Source organism: Mesorhizobium sp. WSM4848, from assembly GCF_055811375.1.
In genome coordinates this window covers 1-13,369 of the sequence record NZ_JBVVPX010000065.1, presented here as the reverse complement: position 1 = coordinate 13,369, position 13,369 = coordinate 1, and the positions used below count along the sequence as shown (strand labels likewise).

Here is a 13,369-nt window from a genome sequence, read left to right as displayed (position 1 = left end):
CCCCCCCCCCCCCCCCCCCCCCCCCCCCCCCCCCCCCCCCCCCCCCCCCCCCCCCCCCCCCCCCCCCCCCCGCCCGCGCGGCGGGGGGGGCCCCCCCCCCCCCCCGGAGAGGGGGTCGACTGTTCATCAAGCGATCAAAAATCAGTCGGCGCGCCGCCTTCGGACCGACGTTTGTCGACGAAGGCGTCGAGCTCCTCGCGGACAGCCGGGTCCATGTAGGGCTCTTCGTAGGAGGCCAGCCGCTCCTTCCACACCCGATTGGCTTTTTCGATAGCTGTCGGCGATCCGGCCTCCGCCCAGGTCTCGAAATTGCGCCAGTCGGAGATAACAGGCGAATAGAAGGCGGTCTTGTAGCGGTCCTGGGTATGCTGGGTGCCGAAGAAATGGCCGCCCGGACCGACGGACTGGATGGCGTCGAAGCCGAGGGCCTCCTCGGAGAGGTCGAGCGGGGTCAGGAACTCGGCCACCATCTGCAGCAGATCGATGTCCAGAATAGTCTTCTCGTAGGAGCAGCGCAGGCCGCCTTCCAGCCAGCCGGCCGCATGCATCATCAGATTGCCGCCGCCCTGTATGGCGCCCCACAGCGAGAACACGCTTTCATAGGCCGCCTGTGCGTCGACCGTGTTGGCGGCGCAGGTGTTGGAAGTGCGGTAGGGGATGTTGTAGCGGCGGGCGAGCTGGCCACCGACCAATTGCGCTTTCATGTATTCCGGCGTGCCGAAGGCCGGCGCGCCGGACTTCATGTCGACGTTGGAGGTGAAGCCGCCATAGCCGACGGGCGCGCCCTTGCGCACCATCTGGGCGAAGGCAATGCCGGACAGCGCTTCGGCATTCTGCTGCACCAGCGCGCCGGCGATGGTCACCGGCGCCATGGCGCCCGACAGGGTGAACGGCGTCACGATGACGACCTGGCCCTTGCTCGACATCTGGATGATGCCTTCCATCATCGGCACGTCGAGCTTGAGCGGCGAATTGGTGTTGATGATGGTGAACACCGACGGCTGTTCGAGAAGCTGTTCGTCGCTGATGCCGCGCGCGATCCTGGTGATCTCGATGCCGTCGACATTGCGCTCCTTGCCGAGCGAATAGATGTGGAACACCTTGTCGGTGAGCACGCTCAGATCGCGGATGCATTCGAGGTGCCGGACGGACGGATGGATGTCGATCGGCTCGACCGGATAGCCGCCCGTGCAGTTCAGGATGTTGTGCATCTGCGCAAGCTTGAGGAAGTTGCGGTAGTCCTGCTGGTTGCCCGGCCGGCGGCCGCGATCGATGTCGGAACAATTGGGCGCCGACGCCATCATCGAGATGATCAGATTGTCGCCGCCGAAGCGGACATTGTGCGCCGGATTGCGGGCATGGATGGTGAACTCCGACGGGCAGTGCGAAACCAGCTCGAGGATCATGTCGCTGTCGAAGCGCACCCGCTCGCTGCCTTCGCGGACATCCGCGCCATGCGCCTTCATGATGCTTCTCGCCTCGTCGTGCAGCACGTCGACGCCGATTTCCCTGAGAACACGCAGCGAGGCGAGGTGGATTGATTCCAGCTCGTCGTCGGAGACCAGCCTGGTCGGCGTCAGCGGGATTTTCAGCTGACGGAAAGGCGGCTGCTCGAATGCCGCCGCTGCGCCGGCGCGCTTGCCCGCGCGGCCGCCGCGACGGGGGTTTGCCAATGCCGGTTCGGCGGGATGAAGGGCGGCGGTCATGATAGTCCTCGTACGCTGCGACAGTGTGGCGGCATAATGGACCGCCGGCCGTCCCGCCATTGCGGAGGCGGCGACCACTAGGACGAGGGAAGCGACATGGACGTTCGCCAGCCGGACGCAACAGGGCGAAACCAGGTCTGTGCCCGAACTGTGAAACATGTCACGTTGCGATCATGTCATATTGAGTAAGTACATTGAATAAAACCGCCCTGAGGGAGACTATTTCCGTGTCGGATGTTGTCAGCGTGCGTGCAGCGACCAACAACGAAGTCGCCTTCATTGCCTGGGATATTGACGGAATGATCGACGGCTGTCTCGGTTTCGAAATCGTCCGCATCTATCCCGGCACCGGCGAGGAACGCTGTCTGGCGTCCTGGGTGCCTTTCCGGGGGCAACGCAACAAGGACTGGATTCCGCAGGATACCGGCGTCTGGCCGGTGCAAAAGACATTCTGGCGCGATCTTACGGTACGGCGGCGCCGCGACAGCGTTGAAATCAGGCCGGATGGCGAAATGGTCGCCTACCGGGTGCGTCCGGTCGGCGACATGCGGCCCGGCCTCGATCCGGTGCCGGTGCGCCCCGAGAAAGCCTATAGCGGAGCGGCGCGGCCGCTCGGCTATCTCGGACAAGGTGCCGTCAGCCCGACCATCTTCCTGGGATCGATGTTCGGCAAGGCGCGGCTCGCCTTTACCAACGGCGTGCTCTCGACGCAATGGCTGTCGCGCGCGCTGGAAGACGCCGGCATCAAGGTCGGGCAGCGCGATAAGATCAGGGCCGAGCTTCAGCGTCCCGGCAGCAAGATACGCGCCTATCTTCACGGCGAGGTTCCGGATGTGCTCACCAGCCTGATGAAACGGGCCAAGGCCGAGGGCGGCACTGTCAGGCTTGCGCTCTACGAGCTTGGCGATGACGGGTTGTGCGACGCGATCATCGACGCCAAAGATGTCGTGGACGTCATTCTTTCGAATTCGGGCAGGGATGAACAAACCAAGGCGTGGGACGCGGGCAACGCGCCGTTCAGAAAGCGGCTGCGCGACGCCGGCGTCGTGCTGACCGATCGTCTGTTCAACAACAACCATATCGGCCATAACAAGTTTGCCGTCTACCGCGACGCCCAGGGCAATCCGAAAGCGGTCATGACCGGCAGCACCAACTGGACGTCGACCGGCATTTGCGGACAGTCCAACAACGCCTTCATCCGCGATGACCCTGCCATGGCCGAAGTGTTCGATGCCTATTGGGAACGGATGAAGGCCGACGTGTTCCCGCCGCCGGCAAGCGATAGCGCCGCCGGACGTGTGGCGCAGAAGCAAGGCAGGCCGTTTCGCCTGAAGAATCGCACACCGAACCATGTCAATGGGACCACCATCTGGTTCTCGCCAAACGATCCCGACCGTAGCAAAAAGGACATCTCGGTGCGGCCTGTCGATCTCGAAGACGTTTTCGTACGAATCAAGGCGGCGAAGCAGGCGGTGCTCTTTCTCGTGTTCAATCCGTCGCGGCTTGGCAACAATTCGGTCATCGATCAGGCGGTCGCGGCGGCGACGGCGAATCCAAAGCTGATCGTGCAAGGTGCAATCAGCGATCACACCGCCATGCCAAACTATATTGCCCCGACCCGGGATCCAGTCACCAAAAAATCGAACAGGGACGGCAAATCGCCATTCGTCTTTCCGGAGAAGGTCTGGGAGGCGCCGAACGTCTCCATCGTCAGGGCGGCCAACCTGACGGGGGCCTCCGTTGCGCGCGATTTCCAGGCGGAAGTGCTGACCGTCGGCCATGCGATCGTGCACGACAAGATCGTCATCATCGATCCGATGGCCGACAATGCGACCGTCATCGCCGGCAGCCACAACCTTGGCTACAAGGCGTCCTATGAAAACGACGAGAACCTGGTGATCGTCGAAGGCGACAAGACCTTCGCTGCGGCCTTTGCGGTGCATATGCTCGACGTGTTCGACCATTACAAGTTCCGCGCCTGGCGCAGAACGATTGGAGAAGGACCGTCGGACAATGACGGGCTCTCCATCGACGACAAGTGGCTGAAGCCTTACGCCGACGGCAGGAAGGGGGCGATTGCCCGGTATTTTCCGTAATCGCCTGAATGACGCCGGGGAGCCTTGAACAAGTCATTCCCTGGCTGGCGCAAAAGGTTCTTGCCGCCGGTGCCTCCCGGCATGCCGCCGAAACGCTAATCGTGCAGGTTTCCTGGTGCGGATCATGGACCTGGCGGAACAGAACAGCGGCGAGACAATGCAGTGGGCGGCGATCACCGGCGTGATCGCCACCGTTTCGGTGTTCGCCATCGCGCAAGGGCTGAGCTACCCGCTGCTGAGCTTCATCCTGCAGCGCCAGGGCGTCTCGCCGGCCATGATCGGCCTGTCGGCGGCAATGACGCCGGTCGGCTTTATCGTCTCGTCGCCGCTCATCCCGGCACTGGCGCGCCGGTTCGGGGCAGGGCGCACGGCGCTCACCTGCGCGGCACTTTCCGCGATCATGCTGGCGCTGATCGGCTGGACGCAAAATGTCTATCTCTGGTTTCCACTGCGCTTCCTGATCGGCGTGGTGACCAATCCGCTCTATGTGCTGAGCGAGATCTGGGTGATCGCGCTGGCGCCCCCGGCGCGCCGTGGTCGCGTGATGGGGATCTATTCCACAGTCATTTCGGCCGGTTTCGCCGCCGGCCCGCTGTGCCTGCTTGCGGTCGGCACCGAAGGATGGCCGCCGTTTCTCGTCGGCATCGGCGCATTCGTCTTTTGCGGCGCCTGCCTGGCGCTGGTGCTGGGACGGCTGCCAAAAGTCGATGAGGCCGGGCACCAGGTTTCGGTGATGGGGTTCATGCCGATGGCATGGCTGCTGCTGTCGGCGGTCGTGGTGGCTGCCGGTTTCGAACAGGCAGTGCTCGCGCTGCTGCCGGTCTACGGAGCGCATTATGGCATCGCGGAAACCCGCATGTCGGCGCTGCTGTCGATGATGATCGCCGGCAACATCGCCATGCAGGTGCCGCTCGGCCTGCTGGCGGAACGGCTGACGGCGCGTCTGGTCCGATTTATCTGTGTATCGCTAACGCTGCTCGGATGCGTGCTATTGCCGGTTCTCATCGAGACGCCGCTGATCTGGCCGTGCGTGTTTGTCTGGGGCGCGGTTTCCTACGGCATCTACACGATGTCGATCATTGAGCTTGGCGAGCGGTTCACCGGCTCGGCACTGGTCGCCGGCAACGCCGCCTTCTCGCTGATGTGGGGCGTCGGCGGCATCGCCGTGCCGCCGCTGGCGGGCGGCGCCATGGATATTCTCGGTGCGGACGGCCTGCCGATCACGCTTGGCGCCATTTGCCTGGGATTGGCGGTCTCAACCGTATTGCGGGGGCGAGCGGTCTAAAGCGCGTCGCGTTCGACCCGCCTCATGCGACGCGCTTTAGGTTGTTGTTTTTTGCATGTCGTTATCGCAAAACCGCTGCACACTTTTGCGCGACATGGATTAATACAATTGCGGGGTGCCTTCATTTCCTTGCCATCTGGAAATCGCCCATAAATCACAATCGGCGTGGTGTTCAGCGGGATGCATCCTGCGTAAAAGGTCTCGAATTTCAACGGCACGATCAAAGTCGGGTATCAGTCCAACATCAGACAGTTCCGTGTTCGCAAACACGTCAGGAAATCCGCCGCAGTTGGTCAAAGCGCTTATGGAGACGTCTTGATCCAACAAGTCGTAGCCCAGGAAGGTAAATCCGTTCCAGTCGAGTGAACGCACGTCAAGCGATGGTCTTCGGATCACATTGAGGACGTTCAATTCGCTCGGATCCGCCAGCTCCGAAAGGAGGAAGTCCAGGTCCACAAAGAAATCGAGCATGTAGTCCTCGTTGACAATATGGGGCCAGTAGCTGTCCTTTACCTCTCCCAGCGCGACAGGGCCAAGCATTCCATCGAGAGTGACGACCTCGCTCAATTGGGTAAGGCCGGACCAGTTTATGTACATGGTCCACGCAGTGCCGCTGAAAGGACCGAACTTCTCTTTGGCAATGTACAGATGTTGCATGGGTTCCCTCGTGGCCTGCGGGCGGCAGGCGGCCCCACCTTAGGAGGCCAACAGCGCATGGCTCCTTTTGCGTTCCAAGTTGAATACCGATAGTGGCAAGACGACGTTGCCGAGCCTTGACGAGTTTATCGGAGACCACATGACCAAGTCGAATACAAAGATGCGCCCGAATTCGGCGGCCGAAGATCCCTTTCTCTGGCTGGAGGACAGAACGGGCAAGGAAACGCTCGACTGGGTTCACCGTCAGAATGAGATCACGGTCGCCGAGTTGCAGGGCGATCCATCCTACCAGGCCAACTTCCAAGCCGCACTCGACCTGATGACCGCAGAAGACAACATTGCGGTCGGGTCTGCGCTCAACGGCCACGTCTATAATTTCTGGCAGGACAAGACCAATGTGCTCGGCCTCTGGCGGCGCACCACGGTCGCCTCCTACAAGACCCAGAAGCCGGATTGGGAGACGATCATCGACTTCGACAGTCTTTCAGCCAAAGAGGGCGTGAAATGGGCGTTCAGCGGCGCCAGCCGGCTTTACCCCGATTTCAGCCGCTGCCTGCTCAGCCTGTCGCCGGATGGCGGCGACGCCAGTGAGATGCGCGAATTCGACATCGACACCAAGTCCTTCGTCGAGGGCGGCTTTCGCGCGCCCGCCTCGAAGTCGGGCTTCAACTGGCTTGACAAGGACACGGTCATCGTCTCGGCTGCCTTCGAAGAGGACGAAAAAACCCAGTCCGGTTATCCGCGCGTGGTTAAGCTGTGGCAGCGCGGCACCAGGCTGGAGGATGCGACGCCGATCTTCGAGGCGCAGAAGCAGGATCTCGCCGCCGGCGGTTCCCTCGAATTCGACGGCGACAAGCGGCATCTTTTCCTGACCCGGACGCTCGATTTCTTTGCCTCGCACAGTTTTCTGCGTCTGCCCTCCGGTGAAAACAGGCGCATCCCGTTGCCGGACGACGTTACCGACACGGTGCTGTTCAGGGATCAGTTCGTCTTTGGGGTGCGCAGCCCGTGGACGGCGCCGGACGGCACGCTGTGCAAGCCTGATGGCCTCTATTCGCTGGACTTCGCGCGCTTGATCGAGACCAATGCGCTCGGACCTGTCCAGACCGTGCTCGAGCCGGCGGATCGTGTCTCGATTGCCGGGATTGCCCGCACGCGGGACCGGTTGTTCATCAATCTGATGGACAATGTGCGCGGCAAGGTCGTCGCCTGCGATCGCAGCGGCAGCGGCTGGTCGCTGCAGCCGGTGGTGCTGCCCGAAAACGGCAGTGTCGGCATCAGCCACGCCGAGCGTTTCGGCTCCAGCGTGTCCTTCTCCTTCACCGACTTCCTGACGCCGAGCTCGATCATCTGGTCGGACGACAATGCTGCGACGCTGGCAACGGTGAAATCGCAGCCGGCGCGTTTCGATGCGTCGTCGCTGGTCTCGGAACAGTTCGAGGCACGCTCGAAGGACGGCACCAAAATCCCTTATTTCGTCGTCAGGCGGCGCGACCAGAACGGGCCGGTGCCGACACTGCTTTACGGCTATGGCGGCTTCGAAGTGCCGTTGCTGCCCGGCTATGCCGGCGTGCGCGGCCGGCTGTGGCTGGAAAAGGGCAATGCCTATGTGCAGGCCAATATCCGCGGTGGCGGCGAGTTCGGTCCGAACTGGCACCAGGCCGCGCTCAAGGCCAATCGCCAGAACGCCTTCGACGATTTCGCCGCGGTCGCGCAAGACCTGGTGAAACGCGGCATCGCCACGCCGGCGACGCTTGGCATCCAGGGCGGCTCGAATGGCGGCTTGCTGACCGGCGTTTCGCTGACCCAGCATCCCGAGCTTTTCGGCGCTGTGATCATCGACGTGCCGCTGCTCGACATGCTGCGCTACACCGAGCTGCCGCCCGGCGCATCCTGGATGGCCGAGTATGGCGATCCGGCGAAGCCGGAAGAGGCCGCGTCGCTGGCCGCTTACTCGCCTTATCAGCATGTCGAGCCCGATGCCGCCTATCCGCCGGTGCTGCTGACGACATCGACGGCCGACGACCGCGTCCATCCCGGTCATGCGCGCAAGATGGCGGCGCGGCTGCAGGCTGCCGGCCACGCGAAGACGCTGTTCTTCGAAGAGACCGAGGGCGGCCATGGCGGGCGCGGCGATCGCCGGCCGCAAGCGGCACAGGCTGCAATGAAGTATGTCTTCCTGCAACGGATGCTGACCGGAACGGCTTGAATTGAACGGCTTGAACTGATCGCATCAGACCGCCTAAGATGCTGCCATGGCTCGGATGAAGACATGTCGCGCGTTTGGGGTGGCGGTGACGCCGTCGCCGCGCACGCTTCGCGCCGAGCTTTTGCGGCTTTGCGCCCGCATCGGCTATTCGCCGCCCGCCTTCCTCTGACGAATCCGCCCCCGCTGCAAATTGCCGGCTTGGTCTGCAATTGCCGGATTGGTTCAAGAGGAAACATCAGACATGACCTATCAGAATTATTCGCTGAAGCAGCTTCAGCAGATCGATGCTGCGCATCACCTGCATCCGTTTACCGACCACAAGGAGATGCGCGAGGCCGGCTCACGCATCATCACCCACGCCAACGGGCCGTTCATCTACGATTCCGAAGGCACGGAAATCCTCGACGGCATGGCCGGACTGTGGTGCGTCAACATCGGTTACGGCCGCGATGAGCTGGCCGACGCCGCTTACGCCCAGATGAAGGAACTGCCATATTACAACTCCTTCTTCAAATGCTCGACCCCGACTCCGGTGCTGCTGGCCAAAAAGCTGGCGGAATTGGCGCCGAAGCACGTCAACCAAGTGTTCTTCGGCTCGTCCGGTTCGGAGGCCAACGACACGGCGCTGCGCCTCGTGCGCCACTATTGGGTATTGGAAGGCAAGCCGGAGAAGAACCGCATCATCTCACGCAAGAGCGCCTATCACGGCTCGACCATCGCCGGCACGTCGCTGGGCGGCATGGAGCCGATGCACAAGCAGCTCAACGGCGCGGTTCCCAACATCGTCCATGTGATGATGCCTTATGCCTACGAGCTGGCTCTGCCCGGCGAAAGCGACCATGATTTCGGCCTGCGCGCGGCCAAGGCCGTCGAGGATGCCATCCTCGAAGCCGGCGCCGACAAGGTCGCCGCCTTCATCGGCGAGCCGGTGATGGGAGCAGGCGGCGTGAAGATACCGCCGATGAGCTATTGGCCGGAAGTGCAGCGCATCTGCCGCAAATACGATATCCTGCTGATGCTGGACGAGGTCATCACCGGCTATGGCCGCACCGGCGAGTGGTTCGCAGCTCAGACATTCGACATCGAGCCCGATACCATCACAACCGCCAAGGCGCTGACTTCCGGCTATCAGCCGCTGTCGGCGCTGCTGGTCGGTGACCGCATCGCCGCGACGCTGGTCGAGAAGGGCGGCGAGTTCAATCACGGCTATACTTATGCCGGCCACCCCGTGGCCTGCGCCGTGGCGCTGAAGAACCTCGAGATCATCGAGCGGGAAGGTTTGGTCGATCGGGTCAAGAACGACACCGGACCCTATTTCGCCAAGGCGCTGCAGGAGCACGTCGGCGGGCACAATCTGGTCGGCGAGGTGCGCTCGATCGGGCTGATGGCGGCGATCGAGATCGTCAGCGACAAGGCCACCAAGGAGCGCTTTCTGCCGGCCGGGAGCGCGGCCGTGACCGTCCGCGACCACGCCGTTGCCCAGGGCATGATGCTGCGCGCCACCGGCGATACGATGATCCTGTCGCCGCCGCTGATCTGGACGCGCGAGACGATCGACATGGCCTGCGAGCGCATCGCCAGGGCGCTTGATCTGGCGCAGGCCGATTTGCGCAAGCAATAAGATAGACACGATCGCCGGGCGTCCTGCGGCCGGACGCCCGGCGTTTGAATGCCGGATACTGCCAGCCGGAGGAGCCGCTCACCAAGCGCCGAGGCACGACCGCCGACTTACTTTTTTGTCTCGGGCAGCGCTGCTTTGCTCAAGGTCGTGCTGCGCTTCGGTACGGTGCGCCGGCGCCGCATAAATCGCTCAAGCAAGTTCCGTCCTCTCTTGCGCTGGACAAGATCGATATCGCTGACGAGCTTCGCGCCGCCCTCGCGCCGCTCCAAGGTGATCTTGCGGCTATGAAAGGCTTCCAGCTCGGCGCGATGCGCCACGCTTATGATGGTGACCTTCGGCAATTCGTGGACGATCATCTCCATCATCTTGTCCTGGCTCTTTTCATCAAGTGCTGACGTTGCTTCATCCAGCACGATGATATCGGGGCTGTGCAGCAGAAGACGCGCGAAGGCGAGCCGCTGCTTTTCGCCACCCGACAAGGTCTGGTCCCATGGCGCGTCGTCCTCGATCTTGTCATTCAGATAATCGAGCCCGACTTTGTCGAGGGCAGCCTTGATCTCGTCCAGCGTCCAGCGATCGGCGGCGCCTGGATAGGCGACTGCGCGGCGAAGCGTCCCGGTGGGGACATAAGGCCGTTGCGGCAACATGAATATCCGTCTGTCGGCGTGGATGTTGACGCTGCCGCCGCCCCACGGCCACAGACCTGCGACGGCCCTCACCAGCGTACTCTTGCCTGAGCCGGATTCGCCCGCGACGAGCACCCGCTCGCCTGATCCGATCACGACCTTGGTTTCCTTGACCACGGCGGTGCCGTCGTCGAGCGACACGGAGAGATTGTTCAGGCTGAGCATCGCATCGCCTGCAGCTTCGCCGCGCTTTATGCGTCCCAGGGTGTTGCTCTGTTCCGCGCGCTCGAGCCCGTCGAGCGACATCATCAGCGAGGCGATGCGCCGTGCACAGGCGTTCCAATTGGCGAGACGGGGGTAGTTGTCGACCAGCCATCCGAATGCGCCCTGCACAATGGCAAAGGCAGAGGCAGCCTGCATGACCTGTCCAAGTGTCATGCCGCCTTCGAGAAACTTTGGAGCGCAAAGCAAAACCGGCACGACAGGCGCAAACAGACTCGCCCCCTGCGATACCAGCGCTGTGCGCATGTGCTGACCTGTAAGGAGCGCCCATTGCCTGAGCACATAGGCGAACGTCTTGTCGATGCCGCTACGCTCCTCCTCCTCGCCGCCGAGCAATGCGATACTCTCGCCGTTTTCCCGCACGCGCGTCAGCGTGTAGCGGAATTCGGCCTCGGCCTGATTTTTTTCCTCGGAAAGGTGGACGAAATGGCGGCCAATGACCGCCATCGAGGTGGATGTGATCGCGGCATAGAGTACCGCGGTGATGACGAGAAAGCCGGGAATGGTCACTGTCGAACCTGCGATCGTCAGGGTCAGGGCCCCGCCGATCGTCCAGAGCACCACGATGAAGGTCGAGGCCGACAGGAACGCGTTGATGACACCGGCGATGAAGTCGACCGGGGATTCGGTGGCAATCCGCAAATCCTCCGTGATCCGGGCTTCAGGGTTCTGGTGGTCGCCGCCGACGAGGTTCAACTGAAAGTAGCGGCCGCTTGCAAGCCACCGCGCGATGACCGCGTTGGTGAGCCAGGAACGCCAGCGGCGCTGCATCGTCATGCGAAGGAAGACCTGTGCAACGACAAGGCTTCCGCTCCCGAGCACGAGCGGCACGAAAACGGCGCTCAGGACATAGACGGTACGCGCATTGCGTTGCTCAAGGGCATCGAAAATTGCGCGATTCCAGACATTGATCCCATACTGGAAGCCGACATTGATGACGATCAGGAGCAATAACCCGATCGTGTACGGCCAAGCCCGCCTGTCGCCTCCGCGGCCCCAGTAACCGCGCGCGCTGATCCAGAAGCGCCTCAGCAAGTATCTCTTGCGCGCCTGCTCGGCCTCCTCAGGGGTCAGCTCCGGATCGGGTTCGACGAAATCCAGCGGCGCCGGGGCCGCGCCGACGCTCTCGGGCGCGGTTTCGACAGTCGATTGCTTCTCCTGGCGCGACTTCTCGGCGTCGCGTGATCTGGAGACCGATTTCGGCTTGGATTTAGCCCCGGACATACCGGCGATAACGGCTTGGAAATCAGAAGGTTTCAATGATGTCCGCCAGGCCGCTTGATCTCCACCTCGGCGCGGATGCGGTCGGCTTCGTTCCCTGGCGTCTTGCTTGATCCGCTGCCACTTCGTGAGCCTGTCGACAATCTTGCCGACAGGACTGATGAGCTTCAGGAGATCTCAGATCGCGCTCACCGAACCCTCGCGCTTGGGAGCATTGGAGCGACCACCTGTGGATCGACGTCGGTCAGGTCCGCCGCCACGAGGCCGACGACCATTTCGGGGCGCGCCAGGGCGATCGTCTCACTGTCGTTGAAGATCGCGAAATGCAAAAACCGCGCTCCATCGGAACGCGGCTTTGCCAGATACGCATGGCGCTTCGCTGACTGAACACTTGGCGAAACTTACGGGCTCCGGGACGCGAGACCTGATCCGGAGCGCCGGGCGGATGCGATACGCCGCCTCGCACTCCGTTCTACAGGGACATCGTTACCGGGTGGTTATCGATAGTTTAAGCAAATCTAAATTTCCGATGTTTTTGCCGGAAACCGAAAGCCGGTCGAGTTCGAGCCTGAAAGCGCGTCGCGTCGAAGGGCAAGCCTTTTGGCGACATGCATTACGCCGGGGTGCCGCGCAGGAAATTTATGATGCCGGAGAAATCGGCAGCGGCATGCCCCTGGGCGTTGAACAGCGCATATAGCTGGGCGGCCTCGGCGCCGAGCGGCGTCACCGCACCGGCGCTTTGCGCGGCTTCCTGCGACAGTTTCAGGTCCTTCAGCATCAGTGCCGCGGCAAACCCCGGCCTGTAGCCATTGTTGGCCGGCGATGTCGGCACCGGACCGGGGACCGGGCAGTAGGTGGTCAGCGACCAGCACTGGCCCGACGAGTTCGAGGCGACGTCGAACAGCGCCTGGTTCGACAGGCCGAGCTTTTCCGCCAGAACGAAGGCTTCGGCGACGCCGATCATCGAAATGCCCAACATCATGTTGTTGCAGATCTTTGCCGCCTGTCCGGCGCCGTCATCACCGCAATGGACGATGCGGCCGGCCATCGGCTTGAGGATTGGTTCGGCCTTGGCAAAAGCTTCCTTCGAGCCGCCGGCCATGAAGGTCAGCGTGCCGGCGGCGGCGCCGCCGGTGCCGCCGGAAACCGGCGCGTCGATCGACAGCAGCTTATGTTTGGCGGCAATGGCGTGGGATTTTCGTGCCGATTCGACGTCGATGGTCGAGGAATCGATGAACAGCGCGCCTTTTTTCGCCTTTGGCACGATGTCTTCATAGACCGACAGGACGTGCTTGCCGGCCGGCAGCATGGTGATAACGACATCGGCCTCCTTCACCGCGGCAACGGCATTGGCCATGACGACGACGCCATGCTCCTTGGCGATGACAAGGTTTTCCGGCATTAGATCGAAGCCGTGCACGGTATATTCCGCCTTGACGAGGTTGGCGGCCATCGGGTTGCCCATATTGCCGAGGCCGATGAAGGCGATGGTGGTCATAATGGCGCTCCGTGGGTTGGTAAGGGAGTAGGGGAGTAGGGGAGTGGGGGAGTAGGGAGTAGGGAGTAGCAACTTATTCGGGCGCAAGTTTGGGGACTGTCAGGAATTCTGTGCGCGAGGCCCGCTTTCGTCATTGGCTGACGAACCTCTCGCCGAAGACGACGGCGA

10 protein-coding genes are annotated in these 13,369 nt (G+C 62.4%); 5 read left to right on the top strand and 5 right to left on the bottom strand.

What is annotated here, in order from left to right; all coding sequences use genetic code 11:
* Positions 1-134: 134 nt before the first annotated feature.
* Entirely contained in the window at positions 135-1,706 is a 1,572-nt protein-coding gene (locus tag AC0L16_RS32690) for a trimethylamine methyltransferase family protein (protein ID WP_473625645.1), read from the bottom strand.
* Between the two features lie 227 nt (positions 1,707-1,933).
* Here AC0L16_RS32690 and AC0L16_RS32685 point away from each other — a divergent pair, with 227 nt between their 5' ends.
* Complete coding sequence (locus AC0L16_RS32685; RefSeq protein WP_473625644.1) at positions 1,934-3,802, top strand: phospholipase D-like domain-containing protein; 1,869 nt, start codon at positions 1,934-1,936, stop codon at positions 3,800-3,802.
* Between the two features lie 124 nt (positions 3,803-3,926).
* Entirely contained in the window at positions 3,927-5,087 is a 1,161-nt protein-coding gene (locus AC0L16_RS32680) for an MFS transporter (protein WP_473625643.1), read from the top strand.
* Between the two features lie 99 nt (positions 5,088-5,186).
* Here the strand turns inward: AC0L16_RS32680 and AC0L16_RS32675 are convergent, their stop codons facing one another.
* A complete protein-coding gene (locus AC0L16_RS32675; protein ID WP_473625642.1) occupies positions 5,187-5,744 on the bottom strand; it encodes a hypothetical protein in 558 nt (185 codons plus the stop codon).
* 139 nt (positions 5,745-5,883) lie between these two features.
* On the opposite strand from AC0L16_RS32675, the gene AC0L16_RS32670 reads away from it, so the two are divergent.
* The 3 genes from AC0L16_RS32670 (at position 5,884) to AC0L16_RS32660 (ending at position 9,574) form a co-directional block, all read left to right on the top strand.
* The gene (locus tag AC0L16_RS32670; protein ID WP_473625641.1) at positions 5,884-7,953 is read left to right on the top strand and encodes a prolyl oligopeptidase family serine peptidase; all 2,070 of its coding nucleotides are present in this window, start codon (positions 5,884-5,886) and stop codon (positions 7,951-7,953) included.
* A gap of 46 nt (positions 7,954-7,999) precedes the next feature.
* Positions 8,000-8,122 carry a capsid protein gene (locus AC0L16_RS32665; protein WP_292596486.1) on the top strand — a complete coding sequence of 41 codons (123 nt, stop codon included), beginning with the start codon at positions 8,000-8,002 and terminating at the stop codon, positions 8,120-8,122.
* A 72-nt stretch (positions 8,123-8,194) separates the two neighbouring features.
* Positions 8,195-9,574, top strand: a complete 1,380-nt coding sequence (locus AC0L16_RS32660) for an aspartate aminotransferase family protein (RefSeq protein WP_473625640.1) — start codon at positions 8,195-8,197, stop codon at positions 9,572-9,574.
* Between the two features lie 107 nt (positions 9,575-9,681).
* On the opposite strand, the gene AC0L16_RS32655 is transcribed toward AC0L16_RS32660, so the two are convergent.
* From AC0L16_RS32655 to mmsB, 3 genes are all read right to left on the bottom strand, one after another.
* Entirely contained in the window at positions 9,682-11,706 is a 2,025-nt protein-coding gene (locus tag AC0L16_RS32655; RefSeq protein WP_473625646.1) for an ABC transporter ATP-binding protein/permease, read from the bottom strand.
* A 185-nt stretch (positions 11,707-11,891) separates the two neighbouring features.
* Positions 11,892-12,032: a hypothetical protein gene (locus AC0L16_RS32650; RefSeq protein ID WP_473625638.1), complete on the bottom strand. Its 141-nt coding sequence runs from the start codon at positions 12,030-12,032 to the stop codon at positions 11,892-11,894.
* Positions 12,033-12,316: 284 nt separating this feature from the next.
* Complete coding sequence (gene mmsB, locus AC0L16_RS32645) at positions 12,317-13,201, bottom strand: 3-hydroxyisobutyrate dehydrogenase (RefSeq protein ID WP_473625636.1); 885 nt, start codon at positions 13,199-13,201, stop codon at positions 12,317-12,319.
* Positions 13,202-13,369 lie beyond the last annotated feature (168 nt).

Bases quoted from the DNA above. Each gene is read 5' to 3' on its own strand.
- AC0L16_RS32690 (WP_473625645.1), bottom strand. From the start codon at position 1,706: ATGACCGCCGCCCTTCATCCCGCCGAACCGGCATTGGCAAACCCCCGT.
- AC0L16_RS32680 (WP_473625643.1), top strand. From the start codon at position 3,927: ATGGACCTGGCGGAACAGAACAGCGGCGAGACAATGCAGTGGGCGGCG.
- AC0L16_RS32675 (WP_473625642.1), bottom strand. From the start codon at position 5,744: ATGCAACATCTGTACATTGCCAAAGAGAAGTTCGGTCCTTTCAGCGGC.
- AC0L16_RS32670 (WP_473625641.1), top strand. From the start codon at position 5,884: ATGACCAAGTCGAATACAAAGATGCGCCCGAATTCGGCGGCCGAAGAT.
- AC0L16_RS32665 (WP_292596486.1), top strand. From the start codon at position 8,000: ATGGCTCGGATGAAGACATGTCGCGCGTTTGGGGTGGCGGTGACGCCG.
- AC0L16_RS32660 (WP_473625640.1), top strand. From the start codon at position 8,195: ATGACCTATCAGAATTATTCGCTGAAGCAGCTTCAGCAGATCGATGCT.
- AC0L16_RS32655 (WP_473625646.1), bottom strand. From the start codon at position 11,706: ATGTCCGGGGCTAAATCCAAGCCGAAATCGGTCTCCAGATCACGCGAC.
- mmsB (WP_473625636.1), bottom strand. From the start codon at position 13,201: ATGACCACCATCGCCTTCATCGGCCTCGGCAATATGGGCAACCCGATG.